General features: G+C 61.9%; 22 protein-coding genes. 13 read left to right on the top strand and 9 right to left on the bottom strand.

What is annotated here, in order from left to right; genetic code table 11:
* Window positions 1-4: 4 nt before the first annotated feature.
* The 4 genes from CUC44_RS11435 to CUC44_RS11420 are packed head-to-tail and all read right to left on the bottom strand — an operon-like array spanning window position 5 to window position 3,559.
* Complete coding sequence (locus tag CUC44_RS11435; protein ID WP_100860082.1) at window positions 5-781, bottom strand: ABC transporter permease; 777 nt, start codon at window positions 779-781, stop codon at window positions 5-7.
* Window positions 774-1,670: an ABC transporter permease gene (locus CUC44_RS11430; RefSeq protein WP_100860081.1), complete on the bottom strand. Its 897-nt coding sequence runs from the start codon at window positions 1,668-1,670 to the stop codon at window positions 774-776. The genes CUC44_RS11435 and CUC44_RS11430 overlap by 8 nt, the downstream gene beginning before the upstream one ends.
* Window positions 1,670-2,503: an alkaline phosphatase family protein gene (locus CUC44_RS11425; protein ID WP_100860080.1), complete on the bottom strand. Its 834-nt coding sequence runs from the start codon at window positions 2,501-2,503 to the stop codon at window positions 1,670-1,672. The genes CUC44_RS11430 and CUC44_RS11425 overlap by 1 nt, the downstream gene beginning before the upstream one ends.
* Window positions 2,504-2,512: 9 nt before the next feature.
* Window positions 2,513-3,559 (bottom strand): ABC transporter substrate-binding protein, encoded by a 1,047-nt coding sequence (locus CUC44_RS11420; protein WP_100860079.1) that lies wholly within the window; start codon window positions 3,557-3,559, stop codon window positions 2,513-2,515.
* Between the two features lie 262 nt (window positions 3,560-3,821).
* Between CUC44_RS11420 and CUC44_RS11415 the strand changes: the two genes are divergently transcribed.
* Entirely contained in the window at window positions 3,822-4,655 is an 834-nt protein-coding gene (locus CUC44_RS11415; protein ID WP_244166769.1) for a UTRA domain-containing protein, read from the top strand.
* A 75-nt stretch (window positions 4,656-4,730) separates the two neighbouring features.
* Here CUC44_RS11415 and CUC44_RS11410 read toward each other — a convergent pair whose 3' ends face one another.
* Window positions 4,731-5,495, bottom strand: a complete 765-nt coding sequence (locus CUC44_RS11410; protein ID WP_100860077.1) for a helix-turn-helix domain-containing protein — start codon at window positions 5,493-5,495, stop codon at window positions 4,731-4,733.
* A gap of 438 nt (window positions 5,496-5,933) precedes the next feature.
* Window positions 5,934-6,854 carry a LysR family transcriptional regulator gene (locus CUC44_RS11405; protein WP_100860076.1) on the bottom strand — a complete coding sequence of 307 codons (921 nt, stop codon included), beginning with the start codon at window positions 6,852-6,854 and terminating at the stop codon, window positions 5,934-5,936.
* A gap of 253 nt (window positions 6,855-7,107) precedes the next feature.
* Here CUC44_RS11405 and CUC44_RS11400 point away from each other — a divergent pair, with 253 nt between their 5' ends.
* The 7 genes from CUC44_RS11400 (at window position 7,108) to CUC44_RS11370 (ending at window position 18,549) form a co-directional block, all read left to right on the top strand.
* The gene (locus CUC44_RS11400; protein ID WP_100860075.1) at window positions 7,108-7,440 is read left to right on the top strand and encodes a hypothetical protein; all 333 of its coding nucleotides are present in this window, start codon (window positions 7,108-7,110) and stop codon (window positions 7,438-7,440) included.
* Between the two features lie 30 nt (window positions 7,441-7,470).
* Complete coding sequence (locus CUC44_RS11395; RefSeq protein WP_100860074.1) at window positions 7,471-8,157, top strand: pirin family protein; 687 nt, start codon at window positions 7,471-7,473, stop codon at window positions 8,155-8,157.
* An 83-nt stretch (window positions 8,158-8,240) separates the two neighbouring features.
* A complete protein-coding gene (locus CUC44_RS11390) occupies window positions 8,241-8,633 on the top strand; it encodes a DoxX family protein (protein ID WP_100860073.1) in 393 nt (130 codons plus the stop codon).
* Window positions 8,634-8,875: 242 nt separating this feature from the next.
* The gene (gene recC / locus CUC44_RS11385; protein ID WP_100860072.1) at window positions 8,876-12,268 is read left to right on the top strand and encodes an exodeoxyribonuclease V subunit gamma; all 3,393 of its coding nucleotides are present in this window, start codon (window positions 8,876-8,878) and stop codon (window positions 12,266-12,268) included.
* A 67-nt stretch (window positions 12,269-12,335) separates the two neighbouring features.
* Window positions 12,336-15,947: an exodeoxyribonuclease V subunit beta gene (gene recB / locus CUC44_RS11380; protein WP_100860071.1), complete on the top strand. Its 3,612-nt coding sequence runs from the start codon at window positions 12,336-12,338 to the stop codon at window positions 15,945-15,947.
* Window positions 15,944-17,998: an exodeoxyribonuclease V subunit alpha gene (recD, locus tag CUC44_RS11375; RefSeq protein WP_100860070.1), complete on the top strand. Its 2,055-nt coding sequence runs from the start codon at window positions 15,944-15,946 to the stop codon at window positions 17,996-17,998. Before recB ends, recD begins: the two co-directional genes overlap by 4 nt.
* Before the next feature lie 53 nt (window positions 17,999-18,051).
* Window positions 18,052-18,549: a GNAT family N-acetyltransferase gene (locus tag CUC44_RS11370; RefSeq protein WP_100860069.1), complete on the top strand. Its 498-nt coding sequence runs from the start codon at window positions 18,052-18,054 to the stop codon at window positions 18,547-18,549.
* Window positions 18,550-18,798: 249 nt separating this feature from the next.
* Here CUC44_RS11370 and CUC44_RS11365 read toward each other — a convergent pair whose 3' ends face one another.
* Window positions 18,799-19,764, bottom strand: coding sequence for an alpha/beta fold hydrolase (locus tag CUC44_RS11365; protein ID WP_100860068.1), 966 nt, complete (start codon window positions 19,762-19,764; stop codon window positions 18,799-18,801).
* 210 nt (window positions 19,765-19,974) lie between these two features.
* On the opposite strand from CUC44_RS11365, the gene CUC44_RS11360 reads away from it, so the two are divergent.
* Complete coding sequence (locus tag CUC44_RS11360) at window positions 19,975-20,583, top strand: TetR/AcrR family transcriptional regulator (RefSeq protein WP_100860067.1); 609 nt, start codon at window positions 19,975-19,977, stop codon at window positions 20,581-20,583.
* A gap of 17 nt (window positions 20,584-20,600) precedes the next feature.
* Window positions 20,601-21,782 (top strand): SGNH/GDSL hydrolase family protein, encoded by a 1,182-nt coding sequence (locus CUC44_RS11355; protein ID WP_208621060.1) that lies wholly within the window; start codon window positions 20,601-20,603, stop codon window positions 21,780-21,782.
* 307 nt (window positions 21,783-22,089) lie between these two features.
* On the opposite strand, the gene CUC44_RS11350 is transcribed toward CUC44_RS11355, so the two are convergent.
* Window positions 22,090-22,488, bottom strand: a complete 399-nt coding sequence (locus tag CUC44_RS11350; RefSeq protein ID WP_100860066.1) for a VOC family protein — start codon at window positions 22,486-22,488, stop codon at window positions 22,090-22,092.
* Between the two features lie 76 nt (window positions 22,489-22,564).
* On the opposite strand from CUC44_RS11350, the gene CUC44_RS11345 reads away from it, so the two are divergent.
* The 3 genes from CUC44_RS11345 (at window position 22,565) to CUC44_RS11335 (ending at window position 25,239) form a co-directional block, all read left to right on the top strand.
* A complete protein-coding gene (locus tag CUC44_RS11345; protein WP_167388877.1) occupies window positions 22,565-23,485 on the top strand; it encodes an AraC family transcriptional regulator in 921 nt (306 codons plus the stop codon).
* Between the two features lie 164 nt (window positions 23,486-23,649).
* The gene (locus CUC44_RS11340) at window positions 23,650-24,651 is read left to right on the top strand and encodes a sensor domain-containing diguanylate cyclase (RefSeq protein ID WP_100860065.1); all 1,002 of its coding nucleotides are present in this window, start codon (window positions 23,650-23,652) and stop codon (window positions 24,649-24,651) included.
* Between the two features lie 168 nt (window positions 24,652-24,819).
* A complete protein-coding gene (locus CUC44_RS11335; RefSeq protein WP_100860064.1) occupies window positions 24,820-25,239 on the top strand; it encodes a hypothetical protein in 420 nt (139 codons plus the stop codon).
* Between the two features lie 137 nt (window positions 25,240-25,376).
* Here the strand turns inward: CUC44_RS11335 and CUC44_RS11330 are convergent, their stop codons facing one another.
* Window positions 25,377-25,718, bottom strand: a complete 342-nt coding sequence (locus CUC44_RS11330; protein ID WP_100860063.1) for a hypothetical protein — start codon at window positions 25,716-25,718, stop codon at window positions 25,377-25,379.
* Window positions 25,719-25,767 lie beyond the last annotated feature (49 nt).

Below are 25,767 nucleotides of genomic sequence, written 5' to 3'. Positions count from 1 at the left end.
TGGATCACCGATGGAATCTATTGGCCGCCCAGGTGAGCAGCAGGGTCAGCAGGAAGTAGCTCATCACCAGGGCGCTGGTGAAGTGGCCGGAGGTGGCGCGCATGTTGTAGAGATAGACCTGCAGCGTCTCGTAGCGGGTGCCCACCAGCATGTTGGCGAACACGAACTCCCCGAGCAGGAAGGAAAGGGACAGAAACAGCGCCGCCAGCAGCCCTTTGCGCAGGCAGGGCAACACCACCATGGCGAAGGCACGGGCGTTGCTGGCGCCGAGCAGGTGGGCGGCATCCATCAGATCTTTGAGCGGTATCCCCTGCAGGTTGTTGGCGAGCGCCCGGTACATGAAGGGCAGCACTATGGTGAACCAGGTGCCTACCAGGATCCACGGCGTGCCGATCAGGGGCAGGGGGCCGTCCGCGTAGATCTGCAGCAGACCCACAGAGGAGACCACGGGGGGCACCGCGAAGGGCAGCAGGATCAGCAGATTCATCCAGGGATCCAGCTTGGGGAAGTAATAGGCCACTACCAGAACCGTTGGAACCAGCACGAGCGTCCCCAATAACAGGGTGGCGAAGCAGACCAGCAAACTGCGGCCGAAGGCGGCGAGGAAGCGGGGATCCCCCCACAACTTGAGATACCAGTCGAGGGTGAAGCCGTCCGGCAGCAGGGTAGCGCCCCAGCGGGTGGAGATGGAGTAGAGGAAGGTGGCCAGCAGGGGCAGCAGCAGGGTCGCCACCATGGCGCCCAGCACCCACTTTGGCCAGCCCGGTTTCAGGTCACGCATGTTGGTTCCCCTTGTTCACATAGCTCCGCTTCAATAGCCACTGGTTGGCGGCCGTGACCACCCCTAGCAGTACCATCAGGATCACCGCCAGCGCCGCCGCCAGGTTCGGCTCGAGGAAGATGTCGCCGGAGACCAGACTGGCCACTCGTATGGTCACCAGGTTGAAGTTGCCCGTGGTGAGGGCATAGGCGGAGGCGTAGGCGCCTACCGCGTTGGCGAACAATATGATCAGGGTCCCGAGCAGGGCCGGAGTGAGCACAGGCAGTGCCACGTGCCACACATACTGGCGCTTGCTGGCGCCAAGCAGGGCGGCGGCCTGGGGCCAGTCATCCTGCAGCGCATCGAAGGCTGGATAGAGCAGCAAGAGGGCCAGCGGTATCTGGAAATAGGTGTAGATGAGGATGAGGCCGCTGCCGGAGTAGAGGTTGAAGCCGTCGATCCAGCCCCAGGATTTCAGCAAGAGGGTGATGGCGCCATTGATGCCGAGAATGATGATGAAGGCGAACGCCAGCGGCACGCCGCTGAAGTTGCTGGTCATGGTGACAAAGGCCAGCAGCAGGCGCTTGACCCCCTCACCGCTGTGGCGCAGGGCCGCCGCCCCCAGGGTGCCTATGGCGAGCCCCGCCAGGCTGGCGATGCCGGCGATGCGCAACGAATTGCCAAAGGATTGCAGGTAGAAGGGTGAGCTCAGTATCTCCTGGTAGTAACCCAGGCCCCAGCCGTCCGGGGTCTGCAGGCTGCCCACCAGCACCCATATCATGGGGGCGAGCTGGAACAGTATCATCAGCAGGGCGAAGGGCAGCAGCACCAGGGCGGGCAACCAGTGACGGCGGGCACGGCCCTGGTGCGCGCCTTGCGCTGTCAGGGTATCAGTGGCGGCGGGCATCATCAGTGCACCTCCCGCTGGTGGCTGGCCTTGAGCAGCTGTGGGCCGCTCGGCTTGTCGTGGGGCACACCGAGCAGGTCCGCCATCAGGGCGCAGAGCTGGGTCTGTTGCAGAGCAGGCCCTGCCGGCCACTGGGTCACCAAGGCCTCCCCGAACAGCCAGAGCGGCACCTGGCGCTCTTCGGGCAGGGTGCCGCCGTGGCTGCGATCCTCGTTCATGCCGTGATCCGAGGTGATCAGCACCTGATACCCCTCGCCTAACCACTGGGGCAGCAGGTCGGCCAGCAGGCTGTCCATGCGCCGCGCCTGGTTTCGGTACTGGGGAGAATCGAGGCCAAACTTATGGCCCGCATCGTCTACCCCCATGGGATGGATCAGCAGGAAGTCGGAATCGTACTGGGTGCGCAGCCATTCGCCGTCCAGCAGCAGGTGGCTGTCGGGGTAGCCATCGTCCCAGTAGAAGCAGCCATGCTGGATGGGCAGTTGCTCGTCGTGGGTGAAGCGATCTCGAAGCGGTTGCCAGGGGCTCTGGTTGTAGAGCTCGCTGACCCAGTGATAGGCCGCGGCGGCCGTGGTCTTACCCGCGGCGCGGGCGAGGTGGAAGATGGATTCGTGTCGGCTGAGGCGGCTGACGCCGTTGTGACTGATGCCGCTCGCCACGGGCGGCACGCCGGTCAGTATGCATTCGTAGAGTGGCCGGGAGAGGGAGGGCAGGGCGCAGGTCAGGGTCGTGTAGAGACCGCGCTCTGCCTCCACCATGCCAGCGAGGTAGCCCATGGTGTGGGCTACCTCGGCAGACAGGCCATCCACAAGTACCACTATCACCTTGTGTTGCACAGGCTGTCCTTACTGCATGTTGATCATGACGGTTTCCTGCCACTGGCGCGGCAGGGCCTTGGAGCTCTGCTCCCAGGCGGCGTGATCCTGCACCGGCTTGGCGTTGGCGTATTGCTCCGCCGGCAGCAGCTTGGCCTTAACATCATCCGGCAGGGCGACGTTGCTGCGGATGGGGCGGGCATAGCCACGGGCCAGGTTGATTTGGCCGGCGTCCGAGAGGATGTATTCCCGCGCCAGCTTGGCGGCGTTGGGGTTCTTGGCCCACTTGTTGATGATGGTGGTGTAACCGGCGATGACGGAGCCGTCACTCGGGATAACCACGGCAAACTTGTTGGGGTCGATTTGATCGCGGTAGTTCAGGGCGTTGAAGTCCCACAACACCCCCACTTCCACTTCGCCCTTCTCGATGTTGGCTATGGTGGGGTCGTTGAGGGAGAGGCGGCCCTGCTTGGCCAGCTTGCCGAACAGCTCCAGCGCCGGTTGCAGGTTCTTCTCGCTGCCGCCGGTGGCATAGGCCGCCGCCAGCACGCCGTTGTTGGCCTGGGAGGCGACGCCCACATCCCCCAAGGTCACCTTGTAGTCACCGCCGAGCAGGGACTGCCAGCTGGTGGGAGCGGCCTTGACCAGATCCTTGTTGATCAGGAAGGCGATGGTGCCGGTATAGGCCAGCATCCAGTGGCCGTCCGCGTCCTTGGCCCAGTTCGGAATGTCCGCCCAGGTGGAGGGCTTGTAGGGCTGGGTGACCCCCTGCTTGACCGCGACCGGGCCGAAGGCGCCGCCCACGTCACCGATGTCGGCGGTGGCATTGGCCTTCTCGGCGGCAAACTTGGCGATCTCCTGGGCCGAGCTCATGTCGGTGTCCTGGTGCTTGATGCCATAGACGCTGCCGATCTGCTGCCAGGTGTCCTTCCAGTTCGCCCAGCTGTCGGGCATGCCGATGCTGTTGAGCTGGCCTTCGCCGCGGGCGGCTTTCTCCAGATCCGCGATATTGTCGGCGGCAAACAGTGGCTGACTGATGGCCGCCATGGCCAGTGCACTTGCGATCAAGGTTTTCATCATCCCATCCCTCTGGACTAGGTCAGTTAAGGTTCGAGAGGGATGCTAGAGGGGAAATATGACGGCGGCGGGGCGTTTACGTGGCAGTTTGATGACAAGTGAGGCCTGTCATTCCTCGCAGGGAGAGCTGACGCAAGGTGTGGATAGGGTGGTGGCGAACACGTATATAGATATCCATTTGAGATCTTATTGGCCTGTCACCTGACTGTCATCCCGCCAGGGTACAACTCTGGGCCAACCTTGGCTGGTCTACTCCAGCCCAATGACCGACAGGGATGTGACAGTGAGAGAGCCGCGATTGAGCGAGCAGGTTGTGGCCGAAGGCCGCAGCCCTTCCAAGTGCGAACAGATTTGCCAGACCCTGCGCCGCTACATCGGCAGCGGCCAGCTGGGGGCGGGGCAACAGCTGCCCGCCGAGCGGGCCCTCAGCGAGCGCTTCGCCACCACTCGCATCACCATCAAGGAGGCGCTGTCCAGCCTGGAGGCGGATGGTCTCATCTACCGGGCCGAGCGCCGTGGCTGGTTCGTGGCGCCCCCCAGGCTCACCTATGATCCCGCCATCCACACCCACTTCCACCAGTGGATCGGCGAGCAGCAGCGCACCGCCGAGACCCGGGTGCTGGCCCACGGCGCTGAGCTGGCCAGCAGCGAGTTGTGTCGCTGGATGGGACTGGCCCCCTTCACGCCGCTTTACGAGATCCGTCGCCAGCGGCTGATCGACGGTCGCCCCGTGCTGCACGTCAGCCATCACCTACTGGCGAGCCGTTTCCCCGATATCGCGAGCGCCCCCCTTGCGAGCTCCCTCACCGAGCTTTACCGGCAGCGCTATGGCATAGGCCAGGGCGGGGCCAGCCTCGAGATCACTCCCTCGGCGGCGCGGGGGGCCATAGCCCGCGCCCTCAACCTGGCAGAGGGGAGCGCCGTGCTGCGGCTGGTGCGGGTCAACTACGACGAGACGGGGGCTCTGGTGGATTGCGATGTCGAGCACTGGCGGCCGGATGCCATCCGCATCTGCCTGGACACCCGGGTGCCCTTGCCCCCGTTGGGGGCGAGAGCGGGAACGCCAGCACAGAGTCAGGGAAAGATCCGGGCGTGAGGGATGGGATCCTGTCCTGATGGGGGAGGCAAGGATCCTGTACAGCGAAAGAAGATCCTCACGCCCCACTGGGGATCAGTTGTCGATATTGGGGATCAGATCGTCGAAGCTCTGGTAGCCGCAGTCGGCCAGTTGCAGGGACATGGTATAGGTCTTGGTGTCTTCCCGTTGGCCGATGGCGGGCCGGTTCAACTTGAGCTCCTGATGCCAGTACTCCTTCATGCGATCGATCAACGCCATGGCCTCAGTCTCGTCCAGATGGAGCTGGCACAGCGCCATGTAGTTGTTGGACTTGTGCATGTTCTCCACCAGGTAATCCCCCAGCACCGACATGGCCTGGCGGGCCTGCTGGCGGGCGAAGCGACTATGCTGCTCGAAGCTGATGCGCTCGCTGATGAGGAAGTGGTAGCTGTTGTCGATGCCGAGCTGCAGTATGCCGAGCCGCTCCAGCTTGCGCAGATAGAGGTAGCAGGAGGCATCGGTCAGGCCGTACTCCCGTTTGAGATCCACCAGGGCCTTGTCGCGCCAGAAGATGTTGGCGAGGAAGGCGTAGAGGCCGGGCTCCTTGTGAAACGCCTCGTCCTGCTCCTGGGTGAAGACGGCGCGCCGGCTCTGGGCGTCCTGGGTCTTGTCCAGCAACTCCTCGAACGACAGCCCCACCAGGTGGCAGATCTCCAGCAGGGTATCGAACGGTAGAGAAGGCTTGTTCATCATCCGCTTGATGGTGGCGATGGAAACCCCCATGGCGTCGGCCAGGGTCTGGTAGCGGATCCCCTTGTCGGTGAGCGTCTTCTTCAGGGTGTCGAGAATGTGATTGGCCAGGGTCTGGCTGTAGGTCATGCAACTATTCCTTTATCTGCATTTTTAGTCGTGTCAGAAAGTGAGTTGTTTTTCTGTTTCGGGCTCAGATGTTGACACCTAGAAAAACCAGAGGAAATAAACCCGGTGAGATTGGCTGAAATGGCCTGACCAGTGACGAGGCAAGGTGGCAGATAATGACACTCTGCGGTGCATATCCTTCAACCTTTCAACATTTTGCTGGTGATGCATATTACATCGCACATAATTCAACACGAATCGGATTCATGACCTTCCTGGTTGAGAAAACGATTGTTTGCTTCCAATTTAAGGGTTTTTTAAACCGTAAGGTTTTTATTCTTTCCTGGCATTGAGCGGAGCTCGTAAGAGATCCGCTTTTTCTTTTCTCCGAATCTGAGCCCGCCGTCAAGGAAGAGGCGCATTTTTCGACCCCTTATGTCTTTTCGGTACTCAATCGATTCAGCTTTTCTCCTCCTTGCAAGGGAACAGCTTGGGGATCTCCCGCACCAGCCAGCTCTTGGCCTTGCCCATGGTATCCCGCCGCCAGGCCAGCACGACCTGGAGCTGATGGCGATACTCAGGGCCTATCACCTTGAGTCGTCCCGCCTTGATGTCCTCTTCAATCCAGGTTAGCGGCATGGTGCCGACCCCGATCCCCGCCAGCAGGGCATCGCGCTTCTCGGCCATGGTGCTGACGGTGAGGCGCGGCTGCTTGTCGAGCAGGCGGTAGGTGAGCACAGGCTTGCGCAGGGCCGAGTCGGCGATGGCGATGGCGCGGTAGCGGCGCAGGGTATCGTCCGCCAGAGGCTCGGCCTCCTGGTGTAGCGGATGCTCCGGGTGGGCCACATAGAGCATCACCTCTTCCTGCAGCACCTGATGCTTGATGCCGGTCAGCATGATGTCGGGGTTGAGGGAGGAGATAAGCAGATCGGCCCGGCCATCTTCCAGGCTCTCCCAACTGCCCGCCAGCACCTCGGCCCGCAGCCGCAAGCGGGTGTCGGTGAGCTCGGCGAGGCGCTCCACCAGGGGATAGAGCGCTTGCAGCGGCACCAGGGCATCGACCGCTATGGTGATGTCGGTCTCCCAGCCACGGGCCAGGGCCCGGGTCTCACCCACCAGGTGCTCGGCGGCTTCCAGCAGTACCCGGCCGCGCTCCAGCAGCATGCGGCCGGCCGGGGTGAACTTGGTTCTATGGCCGCTGCGATCGAACAGCATGGCGTCCAGCTCGTCTTCCAGCTTCTGCACCGTGTAGCTCAGGGCCGACGGCACCTTGCCCAGCTCATCGGCGGCCGCCGCGAAGCTGCCACGGCGATCGATTGCATCCAGCACCCGGATGGCCTCCAGCGTCAGCGCCCGTTCCTTGTTCACGTCCTTGGCCATAATTACCCTTCAATTTTTTTGAACATGTTTGCCAGATTATCTCGCTAACAACTTAGGGCAACTGACCCTAATATTCAATCATCGCTTCGGCAGGAAGGCCGAGCGGCCAAATAATCGGTAGTTCAGGACCGTGACACCCAAGAGTACTTTGTCTGATGTCGGTGAAAGAACAACACCATATTTGAATGACCTCTTGCATGGATGCATTGATTCGGGCCGAACCGGCCTTGGCAATGACAAAACAAGAGAGTGAATGAACATGAAAAACGTAATCAAGATGCTGGCCGTTGCAGGCCTGATGACCGCCGGTGTAGCCCAGGCTTCCGTTCCCGCTGACTTCAGCGCCGCACCGGGTGTCCTGGTGGTGAACTGGCAGGCCAGCGCCGCCATCGACGGCAAGGCCAACCCCATGCTGGAGGTCCGTGACGAATCCGGTGATGTATTGGCATCCGTCCATGCAAACCTGACCGGCACCCAGATGGTGAAGATCCCCAGCCGCACCCAGGGCAACCTGACGGTCAGCCTGGGCAACGAGAACAGCAACTACCGCATCCCGTTCGGTCTGGGTGATGGTCGCCAGCGTTAATCAACCGCTTTGGTACATGAGGAGCACACCATGATGAAATTGAGAGCCGCAGAGACGCGAGGCAAGGCCAACTTTGGCTGGCTGGACGCTCGCCACAGCTTCTCGTTCGGTCACTACTATGACCCGGACTGGATGGGACACTCGGCGTTGCGGGTTATCAACCAGGATCTGGTGTCGCCGGGTGGCGGATTTGCCACCCACCCTCATGCCAACATGGAAATCCTGACCTGCGTGCTGAGTGGCACCATAGAGCACAGGGACAGCCTCGGCCATGCCGAGCAGATCCCGGCCGGAGATTTCCAGCTGATGAGCGCAGGCTCCGGCATCCGGCACAGCGAGTACAACCCCTCGCAGACCGAGCCGCTCTCCCTGTTGCAGATCTGGATCGAGCCGAACGAACACGGCACGACACCCGGCTATCAGCAGAAGAAGATTGAAGCCCAGCCCGGTTTGACGCTGGTGGCGTCACCGGATGGGGAGGCGGGATCCTTCAGGATCCGCCAGCAGGCAAAGGTATGGCGACTGCAACTTGCACAAGGGGAGACCCTCGAATGGGCATTGCAAGGACGTCACGGTTACCTGCATATGATTTCAGGGGAGCTGACTGGCAATGGTCTGGCTGCCCGCCCCGGCGATGGCCTGCTCAGTCGTGATGAGCCGTCCTGGGCACTCACGGCCTCCCAAGGGAGTGAGGCCCTGCTGTTTGATCTGCCTTGATATATAAATCTCGGCGAAATGAATGAGTTAGAAATTCGGTCTTACACTATTAACGTACGATGGGTAATCAAAGGAATCTGGAGATGGACAAAATGAGAGACGTGGCACTGTTGGTGGGTCGTGTACTGCTGGCGCTGATGTTCGTGATGGCAGGCTGGGGCAAGATCGGCGGTTATGCCGGTACCCAGGGGTATATGGAAGCCATGGGCGTGCCCGGTGCCATCTTGCCGCTGGTTATCCTGCTGGAGCTGGGTGGTGGCCTCGCCATCGTGCTGGGTCTGTTCACCCGTAGCATCTCGGTGCTGCTGGCGGGCTTCACCCTGATGGCCGCCTTCATCTTCCACTATCAGCCTGCCGAGCAGATGCAGATGCTGATGTTCATGAAGAACGTCTCCGTTGCCGGTGGTTTCCTGGCGCTGGCAGCGGCCGGTGCAGGGGCCTTCAGCCTGGATGCCCGCCTCGGCAAGAACTGGTAATGCCCAGATAGTCGATGTTTTCCAACGCCTTTGGCCGGTGCAGTTGCACCGGCCTTTTTATTGCTCGCGATTCACCGCCTCGTCGGTGAGAACTGTGATCGCGCCCGGCTTCGCGACGACAAGCGTCTTTTGCATCTTCCCCGCCAATCCCCGACAATCCTTTTTCGTGCGACGTGACGGCGGTCATTGCTGTTTGCCCCCTCACCTCATCCCTTGCATCCTTGAATTGGCGGGACTTGCCCATGTTTACCCTCTACCACTCCAATCAACTGGATCTGCTCAAAGAGTTGCTGGTGAGCCGCATCCGGCAGGCACCCCTCGCTCATCCCTTCGAGCGGGAACAGATCCTGGTGCAGAGCCCGGGCATGGCCCAGTGGCTCAAGCTGGAGCTGGCCAAGGCGTTCGGCATCGCCGCCAATATCGACTTTCCCCTGCCCGCCAGCTTCATCTGGGAGATGTTTACCCGGGTGCTGGCGGACGTGCCGCGCCAGAGCCCCTACAACAAGGGGGCCATGAGCTGGCAATTGATGAGCATCCTGCCCGCCCTGCTGGACAGACCCGCCTTCGCGCCACTCGCCGCCTACCTGGGGAGCCTTGATGATGAAGAGGCCGCCGGCGATCCCGAACAGGTGCGGCTGTGGCAGCTGTGCCAGAAGATTGCCGACCTGTTCGACCAATACCTGGTCTATCGGCCGGACTGGATCGCCCGCTGGGAGCAGGGGGAGGGTCTGGTCGGCACCGGCAGTCAGGAGCTGGCGGAGGTGAGCGGCCAGGATTGGCAGCCTGAGCTGTGGCGCGAGCTGGTGGCGCGGACCCTGGCGTTCTCCCCCAGCGGCTATCACAGAGCCAACCTCTACGAAGAATTTATCCACGAGCTGCAACGCACTGCGGACTTGCCGGGCAAGCTGCCCCAACGGGTGTTCGTGTTCGGCATCTCGGCGCTGCCGCCCCGCTACGTGGAGGCACTGCTGGCGTTGGGCAGTCGGCAGGAGGTGGAGATCCACCTGTTCGTCACCAACCCCTGTCGCTACTACTGGGGAGATCTGCTCGACAGAAAGACCCTGGCGCGGCTCGAGAGCAAGCTCAAACCCGGTACCGATATCGAGTCTCTGCAGGGGCCGACCAACCCGCTGCTCGCCTCCATGGGCAAGCTGGGGCGGGACTATCTGCATCAGCTGATGGAGCTGGAGGTGCCGCAGATCGAGGCCTTCGTCGATATCGACGAAACCAGTTTGCTGCATTGCATCCAGAAGGATGTGCTGGAGCTGGGCTCCCGCGGGGAGGCGGTGTTTGAGAAAGAGGGGAACCTCGATAGCAGCCGTCACAAGAGCCCGCTCGACGCGAGCGATGGATCCCTGCAGATCCATGCTTGCCACGGCCCCATGCGAGAGCTGGAGGTGCTGCACGACCGGCTGCTGGCGATGTTCGAGCAAGATCCCACCCTGACCCCGAAGGACGTGGTGGTGATGATGCCGGATGTGAACAGCTACGGCCCCTATATCCAGGCGGTCTTCGGCAAGGAGAGGCCGGGGGCCCGCGGCCAGATCCCGTTCGCTGTGTCGGACCGGGCCGCCAGCCAGGAGAGCCCGCTGCTGCAAAGCTTCCTCGCCCTGCTGGGGCTGCCCAACGCCCGCTTCGGGGCGGGGGAGCTGCTCGCCATCCTGGAGGTGCCCGCCGTGCTGCGCCGCTTCGAGCTCGGCGATGATGAGTTCAACCAGCTGAGGGTCTGGGTGCAGGAGACCGGCATTCGCTGGGGGCTGGACGATGCCTATCCGGAGCGTTTCGCGCTGCCGCCCCTGTCCGGTAACAGCTGGTTGTTCGGCCTGCGCCGGATGCTGCTGGGTTTCGCCATGGGGGACGGGGAGCCGGTGGACGGAATCCTTCCTTACGCCGACATCGAAGGTCAGCAGGGTCTGGCCCTCGGCAAGCTGGCCTGGTTCGTGGACTCCCTCGCCGAGTTTTTGCCGAGGCTGCAACAGCCACAGCGTCTGGGGGAGTGGATGAGCTGCCTGAACGAGCTGCTGGATCGCTTCTACCAGGCCGACGAGGACGAGGAGCGGCTGCTGCAGCTCATCCGCACCGCCTTGATCGACTGGCAAGGGGCGCTCGGGGAGGCACGCTTCGAGCAAGCCATCAGCCCGGATCTGCTGCGGGACTACCTCGGTAGCGTGCTCGGTGAGCAGCGCTCCAGCCAGCGCTTCCTCGCAGGGCAAGTGAACTTCTGTACCCTGATGCCCATGCGTTCCATCCCGTTTCGCCAGGTCTGCCTGCTCGGCATGAACGACGGCGTCTACCCGCGCACCCTGGCCCCCATGGGCTTCGATCTGATGGCGGTGGCGAGCCGCCGTGGGGATCGCTCCCGCCGGGATGACGACCGCTACCTGTTCCTGGAGGCGCTGCTCTCCGCCCAGCAGGGGCTCTACATCAGCTATCAGGGCTTCAGCGCCGAGGACAACAGCGAGAAGGTGCCCTCAGTGCTGCTGGCGGAGCTCATTGACTATGTGCGCCAGGGCTTCGTGCTGGTGGGGGACGAGGATCTGTCTGACGAGGCCTCCGGCGATCGGCTGCTCAAGCACCTGATCCGCCGCCATCCGCTCACCCCCTATAGCCAGGACTATTTCTATCCCAAAGCGGGATCCGGCCTGTTCACCTATGCCGCCGACTGGCTGCCGGCCCTCAGCCCCACACCGGGGGCGGCGAACTTCCAGAGTGGCGAGCTGCCATTGCCACCCGAATGGGGCAAGGAGCAGGGGTTGGAGCTGGCCGAGTTGCTGCGCTTCTATCGCCAGCCCGCCAAGTACTTCCTCAACCGCCGCCTCAAGGTATGGTTCGAGCTGAACGAGGCGAACATAGAGGACAGCGAGCCGTTCGAGCTGGACGGCTTGCAGCATTATCAGCTCAAAAGCCTGCTGCTGGATGCCCACCTGGCGGAGGGGGACGGCGAGGAGCTGCGCGAGGGAATGAGCCGACGGCGGGAGCGGCTGCGCCTCTCAGGTCAGCTGCCCCAGGGCTGGTTTGGCAACCTGCTGCTGGATGATCTGGATGAGCAGATGGGCGGTCTGGCCGCGCGGTTGCGCCCCTGGCTTGCCGCTGACGAGAAACGGGCGGTGGAGATCGACATCGCTCTGACCCAGGGCCAGCTGCAGGGCTGGATAGATACCCAGCGGGGCCGCGCCCTGGTGGTCAAACCCGGCAGCTTCAACGGCAAGGATCTGCTGCTGGGCTGGGTGCAGCACCTCTGCCTCTGCCTGAGCGATTTCCCCGGCGAGACCCTGCTGCTCGATGCCAAGCAGGGCTGGCGGCTGCCGGTGCTGGCGGCGGATGAATCCAGATCCCGACTGGCGGCCCTGGTGGCGCTCTGGCAGCAGGGCATGAAGCGGCCGCTGCCGTTTTTCCCCAACACCGCCTGGGAGTGGCTCAAGGCCATAGAGAAGGATCCGGAAAAACCCGAGGCCGCCGACAAGGCGGCGCAGACCCGCTTCCTCGGTGGCTGGCAGGTGATGGGGGAGGGGCAGGACGTCTATGTCGCCCGCTGCTTCCCCGAACTCAATGACGAGGTGCTCGGCCAGTTGCAGGCCCTGGCCCGGGAACACCTGACCCCGCTGTTCAACGCCCTGGAGGCGCTCGACCAATGATGACTTATGCTGCGAAGAGCCTTCGCTCTGTGGGTGGCGAGCGCGCCGTGATGCGAGGGGGAGAATAATGGCCAAGACCCTGAATACCCTGCGCTTTCCCCTGTATGGCGAGCGCCTGATCGAAGCCTCCGCCGGCACCGGCAAGACCTACACCATCGCCGGTCTCTACCTGCGCCTCTTGCTGGGCCACGGCCCACAGATCGAAGAGGGAGAGGAGGCGGGGGAGCGCTGCGCCCACGAGCGGCCCCTGTCGGTGACCGAGATCCTGGTAGTGACCTTTACCGAGGCCGCCACCGCCGAGCTGCGCGGGCGGATCCGCGCCCGCATCCATGAGGCGCGCCTCGCCTTCCTGCGTGGCAGCGTTCCTGAGCCGGACAAGGATCCCCTGCTGGCGGGTCTGCTGGCAGAGGTCGAGGATCACGAGCTCGCGGCGCGCCGATTGCTGGCCGCCGAGCGGCAGATGGACGAGGCGGCCGTGTTCACCATCCACGGCTTCTGCCAGCGCATGCTCAAACAGAACGCCTTCGAATCTGGCGCCCTGTTTGAAACCGAATTTCTGACCGATGACAGTCAGCTGCGGCTGCAGGCGGTGAGCGACTACTGGCGCGCCGAGTTCTACCCGGTGGACGAGGCTCTGGCCCGGGCGGTGCGCAAGCTCTGGCCAAGCCCATCGGCCCTGCTGCGGGAGATGAACGGCTGGCTCGACAACAGCGAGCTGGCCATCCTGCCGGCCCTGGGGGACGAGACGCTTGCCGAGCGCCATCGCGAGGCCATGGCCCGCATCGAAGGGGTGAAGCGCGCCTGGCTGGCGCAGGTCGACGAGATCCGCCGCCAGACCGATGGCCAGATCAGCCGTTACACCGGCAAGAACTACGAAGGCTGGCTCGGCAAGCTGGCGGACTGGGCTTCGGATCCCGCCAGCGGCTACGCCATCCCCAAGGAGCTTGAGCGCTTCGGCCAGCAGGTGCTAGAGGAGAACCTGAAGAAAGGGGGCTCTGTGCCGACCCTGCCGCTGTTCGGCGAGATAGACGACCTGTTGGCGAGCCGTCCCGACATCAGGGATCTGATCCTGCAGCGGGCGGCGCGGGTGGTGCGGGAGCGGATGCAGGCCAGCAAGCGCCAGGCCCATCAGCTTTCGTTCGATGACCTGCTAAAAGATCTCGACGGAGCCCTCGGCTCCGGGCTCGGGGAGAGATTGTGCGAGCGTATCCGGGCGACTTACAGGGTCGCCATGATAGATGAATTCCAGGACACCGACCCCCAGCAGTACCGCATCTTCCACCGCCTCTATGGCGGAAAGCAGGATACTGCGCTGCTGATGATCGGTGACCCAAAACAGGCCATCTATGGTTTCCGTGGCGCCGATATTTTCACCTATATCCAGGCGCGCCGGAATGTGAGCGCCCACTACACCCTCGGGCGCAATTACCGCTCCAGTGCCGCCCTGGTGGCGGCGGTCAACGGCCTGTTCGAGCGAGCCAAGGATCCCTTCATCTATGAGGCGGACATTCCCTTCCTGCCGGTGGAGGCCCAGGGCAAGGGCAAGGCGCTGACCCTGGAAGGACAGACAGCCCCCGTGCTGCACTGCTGGCAGCTCGGCGGCCAGCCCACCTTCAACCGGGGGGAGTACCAGGGCCTGATGGCCCGCGCCACCGCGGCCGAGATCCATCGCCTGCTGAGCCTGGCCCGGGAGGGTAAGGCGCTGATAGGGGAGGCGCCGCTGAAGGCGGGGGACCTTGCCGTGCTGGTACGCACCGGCGCCGAGGGGCGGCTGGTGCAGCAGGAGCTGGCACGCCTCGCCATCGCCTCCGTCTATCTGTCGAATCGCGAGAGCGTGCTGGCCCAAGTGGAGGCGCGGGAGATCTTGCTGATCCTGCACGCCTGCCAGAACCCGAGCGAGGAGCGCAGCCTGAGGGCGGCGCTCGCCACCGGCCTGTTCGATCTCGATGCCAGGGCGCTGGATGAGCTCGCCTCGGACGAGCGTGCCTGGGAGAGCGCGGTGCAGGAGTTTATGGAGTACCGGTCGCTGTGGCACCGCAACGGGGTGCTCGCCATGCTGCGGGCCCTGCTGCACAGGCGCAACCTGGCCGCCTCCCTGCTGGCGAGCCCCTATGGGGAGCGCCGGCTGACCAACTTCCTCCATCTGGCCGAGTTGCTGCAACAGATAAGCTGCGAGCTGGACGGGGAATATGCCCTGCTGCGCTGGCTGGGGGAGGCGGTCAACCACCCCAATGGCCAGGTGGCGGAGCAGGTGCTGCGTCTCGAATCCGAGCGCAAGCTGGTGCAGATAGTCACCATCCACAAGTCCAAGGGGCTGGAGTACCCGCTGGTGTTCCTGCCCTTCATCTGCAGCCACCGCGCCGCCGAGCTGCCCCTCTATCACGCCGAGGTGGAGGGGCAGAACCGCACCATTCTGGATCTCACCGAGGCGGAAGGATCCCTGGCCGAGGCTGACAGGGAGCGCCTCGCCGAAGACCTGCGGCTGCTCTACGTGGCCCTGACCCGGGGGGTCTACGCCACCTGGCTCGGGCTCGCGCCGGTGCGCGCCGGCGCGGGCAAGTCGGAGCAGACCGACCTGCACCAAACCGCCATCGGTTATCTGCTGCAAAAAGGGGAAGCCGGCGATGCCTCGACCCTGAGCATGGCCCTTGGCGAGCTTGCCAAGGCCCTGCCCGGGGTGGCGGTCGGTGAGCCCTCGCTCACCCGCCCGGCCCCGTTGCCAGCGGAGAAGACCTCCCTCGGTGAGCCCCTGGTGCGCCGCTTCGAGGGGAGGCTGGAGCGGGACTGGTGGATCAGTTCCTACTCTGGCCTCGCGGCCCAGGGCCTGGGGCACGTCAAGGGGGTGCTGGCCAATCCCGGCTTCGATGACGAGGTGGTGACCGAGGCGGCCATCCCGCTGCCGGAGGAGGCGCCTCAGCCTTCCATCTTCAGCTTCCCCAAGGGGGCGCGCCCCGGCACCCTGCTGCACAGTCTGTTCGAGACCATCGACTTCCAAAGCGCAGAAGGAGAGGAGCTGTGCGCCCATATCGCCACCCTGCTGACCCAGGAGGGGTTCGACGAGAGCTGGGCCCCGGTGTTGCAACAGCAGGTGGAAGCCGTGCTGGACACCCAACTCGAGACGGGTTTTGGAGAGCCGGTGCGGCTGCGCGACCTGAGCGCCGATCGCAAGCAGGTGGAACTGGAGTTCTTCCTGCCCATGGAGCGGGTGACGGCAAAGGATCTCACCGCGCTGTGCCAGCGCCTCGACCCTCTGTCGGCGGGCAATAAACCCTTAAGTTTCAGTACGGTACAGGGGATGCTCAAGGGCTTTATCGATCTGGTGTTCGAGTGGCAGGGGCGCTGGTATCTGCTCGACTACAAATCCAACCACCTCGGCATGAGCCCGGCGGATTACGGCCGCCCGGCGCTGGAGCGAGCCATGCAGGAACATCGCTATGACCTGCAATACCAGCTCTATTCCCTCGCGCTGCACCGACTGCTCGCGCTGCGGCTGCCGGGTTACGACTTCGACCAGCACTTTGGCGGTGTCTATTACCTCTTCCTGCGGGGCATGCCACAGGGGGGCGTTTTCCACACCCGTCCGAGCCGGGATCTGGTGCTGGGGCTCGACGAGTTGTTTAGTAAAGGTGTGATGCCTGATGGTGATCGTTTAGAGAAATTGAACAAGGCGGATGCATGACGGGCACAGCAATGATCGAACGCTTGAAACAACCGGCCCTGGCGGGCCGCATTCGCCAGCTGGATCTGCAATTTGCCAGACTGGTGGCGGATCTCGGTGCCGGTCCCGAGCTGGTGCTGGGGGCAGCGCTCGCCTGCTACGAGCTGGGCCGTGGCCACGTCTGCCTGCCGTTGGCGCTGTTGGTGAAAGATGGCAAGGATCAGGGATCCTGGCGCCCGTTCGGGCTGGATCCCAAGCAGAGCCGGGATCTGCTCGGGGATCTTGCCGATCCATCCCGCTGGCCCGCGCTGTTTGCAGAGAGTCCGCTGGTGGGCCTGGAGGGAAGCGAAGGGGAGGCACCGCGCTGGCCGCTGCGGCTGTGGCAGGGACGCCTCTATCTCACCCGCTACCACGATCACGAGCAAGGGGTGGCCCGTCACCTGAGCGCCTTGAGCGAGCGAGCGGAATGGCCAGACATAGCCCAGGCCCTGTCGCGCCTGTTTGCCCGCGACTATGGCCAGATCTTCACGGCCCTGCTCAAGGCGCGCCTCGCACCGGATTTCTCCGCCCCCCAGTTTGTGGAGAAGTACCTGGATCTGGTGTTCCCGGATGAGGTGAATTGGCCCGAGGTGGAGGCCCTGCTGGTCCGTGCCCAGGCGGCGAACGAGCTGAGCGCGTTGGATGCCCTGGTGCCCGAGGCGCTCTGCTGCAACGGCCAGAAGCTGGCGGCGGCCACCGCGGCGGCGCGCCCCTTCGCGGTGATCTCCGGCGGTCCCGGCACCGGCAAGACCACCACGGTTGCCAAGCTGCTGGCCATCCTGGTGGAGACGGGGCTGCAGCAGGGCAAGGCACCGGCGATCCGGCTGGTGGCGCCCACCGGCAAGGCGGCGGCAAGGCTCACCGAGAGTATCGGCAGCGCCTTGCAGGCGCTGGATCTGACCCCCGAGGTGGTGACGGCCATTCCCACCGAGGCGGGCACCTTGCACCGGTTGCTCGGGGTGATCCCGGGTCGCAGCCAGTTCCGCCATCACAAGGGCAACCCGCTGCACCTGGACCTGCTGGTGGTGGATGAGGCCTCCATGGTGGACTTGCCCATGATGGCGCGCCTCTTGGATGCTCTGCCCAAGTCTGCCCGCTTGATCCTGCTCGGCGACAAGGATCAGCTCGCCTCGGTGGAGGCCGGGGCCGTGCTCGGCGACATCTGCAGCTTTATCTCTCATGGCATCAGCCTGGAGCAGGCGGATTGGCTCTCCCGCCAGACCGGCTACCGGTTGCAGGGCTCGCCAATTGGTGCCCCTGTGCGGGACAGCCTCTGCCTGTTAGCCAAGAGCTGGCGCTTCGACAAACACTCCGGCATAGGCCAGCTGGCACGGGCCTGCAACGACGGTGATGTTGCGGCACTGGAGGCGGTCTGGGGGCAGGGCTTTAACGACATCAGCCTGCATCCCTGGGCGGGGGATGCCTATGAGGGGCTGATCGCCCAGGGCGTGGAAGGGTACGGTGCTTACCTCAGGGCGGCCCGGGAGGGGCAGGAGCCCGCCGCCGTGTTCAAGGCGTTCAACGGCTTTCAGATCCTCTGCGCCCTGCGGGACGGTCCCTTCGGGGTGGAGGGCCTGAATCAGCGCCTCGAACTGGCGCTCTCCAGAGCCGGTCTTATCCAGCGTGACGGCGACTGGTACGCCGGCCGCCCCGTGATGGTGGTGCGCAACGATCACGGCATCGGCCTCTACAACGGCGACATGGGGCTCTGCCTGCCGGATGACACCGGCCGATTGAAGGTGTGGTTCGAGCAGCCGGACGGCAGCTTGCGCTCATTGTTACCGAGCCGCTTGCCCCCCCACGAGACCGTCTACGCCATGACCATCCACAAGTCCCAAGGCTCGGAGTTTGCCCATACCGTGCTGGTGTTGCCGGACGGCCCCAGCCCCCTGCTCACCCGCGAGCTGGTCTACACCGGCATCACCCGCGCCAAGGCCCGCCTCGCGCTCTACGGTGATCGCGCCCTGCTGGCACAGGCTGTCAGGAAAAAGACTGAGCGGTATTCCGGATTGGCACAGCGGTTGGGGGAGTGAGGAGGCTTGAGGGGAGCATTACTCAGTGTCAGTCGAGCGACAGGAGGTCGCCATTGCAGGTTGAATTTAAGGACATAAATCTCGAAAGGGATTTCGAACTCTGTCTCGAGGCGCGCAGGGATGCTTATTTCTGCAGCTTCGATACTCATGATGGTTTTGCCGAGTTTATCTCCGGCTATCGGGAGCGGATCCAGGAGCGGCAAGAACAAACCGAGTGGTTCTACCGCCATATTTGGGCAGACGGCAAGATCGTCGGCCAGTTGGAGTTCCGCAGCTTCTCTGATGATCCCGAAACCGGCTATGTGCAACTGATTTATCTGTTTCCCGAGTATCGTGGCACCGGCCTGGCGGAAGAGTTGCAAGCCCATATCCGGCAGCAGTTGCACAGTGCGGGTTGTAAATGGGTGATGCTTTCCGTCAGTCGTACCAACTTGCGGGCACTTAACCATTACCGTCGGTTTGGCTGGGTATTCTTGCGTCCCAATCCGAAGCACGAAGAGACGGATTTTTATCGACTTGAACTGGATACCCTGTGTGATGGGGGACAATAAGCGAAGCGCATTGCACCAGCTATTTGATCCTCGCTTGCTAAGGCAATGATATTGCCGCCCCTCATCCCCAACCCTCTCCCGCAAGGGGAGAAGGGAGAAATCCTGTTTCCGTCTTCCAATTACGCTTCGCCAATAGAATGCCACACTGAACCAGCGTGAAAAATATCAGGTCTTCTTATTTCGAATACCAAGAATAAAGCCCCCGAGCAGGAGGCTTGTTTAGATATCATCTGCAAATTAGCGATGTATTTATTTTCTCAAAAACGGCACTAGTACTTCCATCAGCTGTTCCGGGCACTCTTCCGTGACGAAGTGGCCACATTCACTCAGCATAGCGCCCTGCAGATTCACCGCTCTTCCCTGCATCGTCTGTTGTGGTGCATCACGGGTGGCATGATCTGCACCGATTGCCAGAACCGGCATCATCAATTTTTTCTCGGCCCGCTGTTTATTCTGCGCTATGGTTTGCGGGATCGCCCGGTAATACGCAAATCCTGCACGCAGTCCGCCGGGTGAAGAATAAGCATCGATATAGGTTTGTGCGGCGACGCGATCACGACGATAAGACCAGTTGTCAAAAATAAAATTCAGATATTCCCGCTCTTTCCCGGCCGTCAGCATTTCCGGCAAATCCTGCACCTGATTAAACATAAAGTGCCAGAGGAAAATATTCTCCTGCGGATCGACAAAGATGGACGGTGCCGGCGCCAGACCCGGAATCACTGCCTCGGTTAATGCGATTTTTTTAATGTCCGCGGGATAGTCACTCGCCAGTGCATAACCAACCCACATGCCAATATCGTGACCGACAACCGAATATTGCTTATGGCCCAGCTGATTCATCATCCTGTGCAATGTGGTTGCCACCGCCCCGGTATCATAACCCGTGTTCGGCCGTGCGGAATAACCGGTTCCTGGCGGATCAACCGCTATCGCCATATAGCCTTCGGCAGCGAGCCGGGTCATCACATGACGCCATGCATACCAGGTCTGCGGCCAGCCCGGGATCAGTAATACAGGCTCCCCCTTTCCCGCCGTCACGTAATGCATCTTCAGTCCTGCAACGTTGACATACTGATGCTGAAAATCTGCCTCGTTAACCTGTGTTGTTGCCAATGTCGCTGCCGCGCCTTGTGCAGTTGCCGCGACGGCAGCGTCATGCAATGGGAACAGCATGACGGCTGCCAGCAATGCCTTGATGAGTGATGTGTTCATACCTTTTCCGTCTGAATGATTGATAAAAATACCCGCAGCAGGTCATAGACAGAGCTTGTGTCAGCTGCGATGGCACCTATTGTTTGTCGATCAACAGTGAATAGGTTAAGAGGGCTTCTTAATCTTTGTCAATCAACAAAAAATAATTCTTTGTTAGTCGACAATGAACTGGTAGCCTCTATTCGAAATGACTTATGTGGAGAGTGTGTTATGGCCGGCAGACCAAGAGAGTTCGATCGTGAAGAGGCATTGCGCAAAGCAAAGGAGGTGTTCTGGCAGCGTGGCTATGAAGGGACATCCCTGTCCGACCTGGTTGCTGCACTGGGGATTGCTTCTGCCCGGATTTATGCCGCCTTCGGCTCAAAGGAGAATCTTTTTCGCGAGGCGATAGCGCATTATCTGGCCGAAGAAGGTGCTTTTGCTGATGCCGCCCTGTCACAGCCGAATACCCGCCAGGCTGTCAGGCAACTGCTTGTAAATGCAGTTGAAAACTACACCCGAGACGATAGACCTCACGGCTGTATGGTGGTGTTGTCGTTGACCAACTATGGCCGTGACAACGAGGAGATCATGGCATGGCTGTCCGGTTACCGCCGGGAGCGGATTGACGGCATAGTAGAGCGCATCCGACAGGGTGTTGAGTCCGGCGATCTGCCGGAAAACACCGATATACAGGCGCTCGGGGATTATGTGGCGACCCTGTTTCACGGGATCTCCATCCAGGCCCGGGATGGCGTCAGCCGGGCGCGCCTGATGGCAATGACAGATATTGTCATGCAGACGTTCGATGCCATGACGACCCCACCGGCCGCGCATTAATGCCAGGAGAAGTTCTGATGCCCTATTCAGTGCCTTCAGCCCCGCCAATGCGCGACGAGTGGATATGCAGCTGGTTGTCGACCTCTCAGCCTGCGTCAGGAGAGGCGTTTCCGTTTCCGTCGGACATACCGGCAATTCATGGGGATCAGACACTCAGGCAGGCACTGCGCATCAGCCAAGGCGGCCAAAAGCTGCGACTGATCTTTTCCAACCGTTATGGTGCACAGCCGTTGGTCATGGGCGAGAGCTATATGTCCGTGCCTGATCTGTGCAGCGCCCTGCCTGTCATCTTTGACGGACAAACCGGGGCGACCATTCCTGCGGGGGGGATTCTGTGCAGTGATGAAATTTCACTGCATATTCCATCACTATCTGTGATTACTCTGCGGACCTATCTGCCGGAACCTATACCGGTCAATACCTTCCACTGGGATGCCCGTCATTTTTCGTTGCTCGAGTCGGGTAATCAGGCCATCAGGGAAGAGGCCTCTGATGGTCAGAACATCAGTTCCCGTTTTCTGGTTGAGAGTGTGCAGGTTCAGCCGGAGTCTGCGGGCAGCACTCTGGTCGTTATCGGCGACTCTATGGTGGATGGCAACGGCGTGGACATGGACACCTATGGCCGTTGGACGGACTTTTTGGCAGAGCGCTTTATTTCCGAAAATATTGCCGTGGTGAATGCCGGGCAATCGGGTTCCCGGTTATTGAAAGATGGCGTCGGTATCTCTGCCTTGTCACGTTTTGAGCGTGATGTGCTTGAGCAACCCGGTGTCACTGCTTGTATCGTGCAGGTCGGGCTGAATGATATCGGGTTGGCGGGTACGGCACTGGATCCGGCACATCCGCTGCCGTCGGCAGCAGAGCTTATCAACGGCTATCGGCAATTACTGGCGATGGCGCGGGAACACCATATCCGCATGACAGGTGTAACTCTGGTGCCCCTGCGGGGAACCGGTGAGTATGGCATCGAGGATTTTTATCAGCCTGAAAAAGAGGTTGTCCGGCAGGAAGTGAACCACTGGATGCGCACCTGCGGGGAATTTGATGCCGTTATTGACAGCGACCTGCTGGTGCGGGATCCGGACTGCATTTCGCAGCTCAGCGCGCAATATGATTCCGGGGATCACCTTCATCTCAATCATGCAGGGCATCTGCGGGTCGCGCAGTCAGTTCCGCTGGCCGTTATCCGGGTTGATTGAGGGCTTGTTTCCCCGGCGGAATCCAACGCCCCGCTATTTAGCGGGGCGTTACAACGCATAAAGGCCGCTATATCCCTCTACCCAGGCAGTGTGATTCCCAATCAATCAAGGCCCATGCAGCTATCCGGTACGGCGCCAAGGATCTATCCAAGCTGTTGCCTGTCCTTTGGCTGCGTATACAGGGAGCGCTTTGCCGAACCTGTGTCTGCAATTGCAGGGGGTGATGAGCCCCACACTGCGGATAAGCCCAAAGCGCTAACTCGACTCGCCAGCCTGCTCTGTGGCCCACTTGTGTCGATCCCATGGGCTAGATGGTCAACTCCAGCCGATTGCCTTCCGGATCCAAAAAAGTGCTCTCGTAATAGCCGTCGCCGGTCCAGCGGGGGCCGTCCAGGTGTTTCACGTCGGCCCCCTTGAGCAGTTTGAGGCGGGCCGTCATCTTGTCCACCGCCTCCACGCTGCCGAGGGCGAAGGCGACATGGGCCAACCCCTGCAGGGGGTGCGGCAGGCTCAGATCCGCCGGGAACAGGATGGGGGTGTGCATCAGCTCCAGACTGGCGCCTCCCTCGAAGCGGATAAAGTAGGAGGAAAACTGCTTGGCTGGGTTGTGGTAGCGCTCATTCGCCAGCCCGCCAAACAGCTTGCAGTAGAATGCCTTGAGTGCCTCCAGATCCTGAACCCAGATGGCGAGGTGATGTATGTGCATGATGGCTGATTCCTTGAGTTGATAGCCGTCATGCTATGCTCTGGCCACACTCTCCGACATGGCCGAGCCCGTCCTGATGATGTCTGAAACTGCCAATCCTGAGATCATTGAAGTCTCCCCCGACTGCCGGGAGCAGATCTGCTGTGATGGCCTGTTGCCTGCCCTGAGCCAGGAGCGGGTCTGGCTGGCGGGCGTTTCTCACCTGCGCACCCATTACCGTATCGAGCGTCGCTTCACCGATGTGCACTGCTTTCTGATCACCCTGGGGGGCGAGGGAGAGGTGCGAATCGGCGATCGCATGGAACGGCTCCCGCGCGGAGAGTGGGCCCTGATCCCGGCGGGGGAGCCGCTCTGCTATGGGTTACCAGAGAAACGGCTGCCAGAGCCGCGGTTATCAGAAGATCCATCCTCTGAGATGGATAGCAGATGGGATTTGCTGTGGATCTTGCTGCACAAAGATTCCCCCTGGGATGCCTTCGCCAGTCACCCTCGCCTCGGCTGCACCTCCCAGCAGGCCACCTTGCTGCGCACCCTCGAGAACCTCTATGCGGAGCAGGAGCGCCACCAGGACCCGCTGCTCAGCGCGCTGCTGGTGGAGCAGCTCGGCTTCTACCTGCGTCGCCTGTTGCAAAAGGGGGAGGGGCAGAAGCGCGGCGAGCGGCTGGCACTGCGCCTCGAGCTGAGGCTGAAGGAGGCCATGACCGAGTGTTGGGATATCAGTCGCATGGCCGGGGCGCTGCACCTCTCGGAACGTCAGCTTTATCGGCTCTGTCAGCAGCATTTTTCACTGGCGCCCATGGCACTGTTGCAACGACTGAGGCTACAACGGGCGGCCCTGCTGCTCGCCAGTCGCTCTGAGTCGGTCAAGGAGGTGGCGAGACTGTGCGGCTTCAAGAACGAGTACCACTTCTCCACCGCCTTCAAGCGCCAGCACGGGCTGGCCCCCAGCCATTATCGCAGCCAGCATCACCCCGGCTTTCGCGCCGAGCAGGGCTGACGTTGGGGGGATGGTGCCGCGAGCTTGCTCCCATGGATTTGAAGCTGGCCGCTTATCCCCGAGGTTATGCTATATGGCCAGCGCGCCCGGCTGAGCCAGGGCTTCTACACTCATTGCAGGCCTTCTGGTGGCGAAGGCATCAGGCAAGACAAGGACGGTCGGGTATGGAGCAAGAGACGGACAGGATCCGGATCACGGATCTCAGCGAGGCGGTGGTGCACGGCATCCTCGAGGTGATAAGCGAGGGGATCTGGGACTGGAATGCCAACACGGGTTTCGTTTATCGCAACGCCGGCTGGTACCGGATGCTGGGCTATGAGCCCCACTCCCTCGACAACACCGTCTTCACCTGGGAGAACGTGATCCACCCGGATGATCTGGCACGGGTGATGACCAGCTTCGACGCCTGTCTTAGCGGCAAGGCCTCGGACTACAGGGCCGAATACCGCTGCCGCTGCCGCAATGGCGACTATCTCTGGATTGAAGATTACGGCCGCATCATAGGGCGCAATCCCGATGGTTCCGTCTCCCGCATGATAGGTGCCCACCGCGACATCCATGCCCAGCGCGAACTCTATGTCCGGCTGGAGTTGCAAAACCGATCCCTCGAGCAGCAGGTGGTGGAGCGTACCTCCGAGCTGGAGCGGCTCAACCAGGAGCTGCAACGTCAGGTTGAGCGAAATCGCCGGCTGGCGGAGACGGACGTGCTGACCGGCGCCGCCAGTCGCTATCGCTTGGAGCAGGCGGTTCGGCTGGAATACGAGCGGGCGCGGCGCTTCAATGAGCCCTTCTCCGTGATCGCCATGGATGTGGATGACTTCAAGCAGATCAACGATCGCCATGGGCACGGCGTCGGCGACCAGACCCTTATCGACATAGTGCTGCTGACGCAGGGCTGCATCCGCGAGATCGACCTGCTCGCCCGCTGGGGAGGAGACGAGTTCATGCTGATCCTGCCCAATACCCGACTGCTGGATGCCCAACTGGTGGCCGAGAAGCTGCGCCAGCGCCTGAGCCACGTCCGGGTACTGGCATGCGAGCCAATCACCTTGAGTTTCGGGCTGGTCGAGTCCCAGTCGGAGGAGCCCCTCAGTCAGCTGATGGCGAGGGTGGACAGGGCGCTCTACCGAGCCAAGCTGGCAGGCAAGGATCAGCTCTGTGGCTAGCAAGGGGCCGACCGGATACGGCCCAATATAGGCCTGGGTCGGTATAGAGTTCGGTATAGAGAATGCAACCTCTCCCCCCGGATGCGGCTTGACCAAGGTATCAACTTGACTCCAACCCCGCTCGCTGGTCTGATGCGCGCTCTTTTCATACCTGTGAGATGTATCTTAATGAAGAAGTGCCTCCTGATTGCCCTGACCGCCCTGCCGCTGTTTGCCCACGCCGGCCTGATGGACTCCCTGAGTGATTCCGTGACCAGCAGCCTGACCAGCAGCGCCAAGGAGATGGCGGGTACCGCCATGGACAGCGCTTCCAACGAAGCGGTCAAGCGCGCCCTGGACATCAAGGAAGGCGGCTCCAACAAGCAGGCCATCAAGGACAAGCTGGGTGCCCCGCTGAGCACTCAGACCGAAGCCGGTCTGGAAGTCTGGACCTATGATCTGAGCGCCCTGAACAAGGTTTCCCCCATGCTGGCGGAGACTTCCAAGACCCTGTTCAAGGATGCAGAAGTGGCCCAGAAGACTGTCGTCATCAAGTTCGAAGGGGAGACCGTCAAGACCCTGAACCTGGCCGACAAGGCCAAGGCATAAGCCGGATTGACGATACGAAGAAGGGGCCTGATGGCCCCTTTTTGCTGTGCGGCATTCAGTGCCCATCCCGTTGCAGTGCAGGGGACCAGAAATGACAGAGGGTGGCTTTGGCCACCCTCGCTGGTTGTCGAAGAGACTTATTTGTTTGCTTCGGCAAACTGCTTCATCACTTCGGCATGCTTGGTCATGCCGTCGGCGCGCAGCTCCAGGTTCTTCACGAACTCGGCCTTCTTGGCCGGATCTTCAATCTTGTCATAGCGTTGCTGCAGGTGAGCCTGGATCTGCTCCGGGGTCATGTTCTGCATGCGGGCCATCTTGTCGTGGCGGCCACCGTGGTGCTTGCCATCCTTCATGGCGCAGTCGCTCATCATGGGAGCGCCGGGCTGGGCCGTGGTTACGGCTTCGCTGGCGGCGTAGGCACCCAGCGGCAGGCCGAGGATCAGGGTGGCGGTCAACAGGGTCTTGGTCAGCTTTTTCATGGGTAACTCCTTTCGGATGAATGCGGGATTCGGCTCGTTCGCCTTGGTA

It is taken from the genome of Aeromonas lusitana (genome assembly GCF_002812985.1).
GTDB classification, from domain to species: Bacteria; Pseudomonadota; Gammaproteobacteria; order Enterobacterales; family Aeromonadaceae; genus Aeromonas; species Aeromonas lusitana.
The sequence above is the reverse complement of the archived record's forward strand: the minus strand, read 5'-3'. Positions and strand labels throughout refer to the sequence as shown.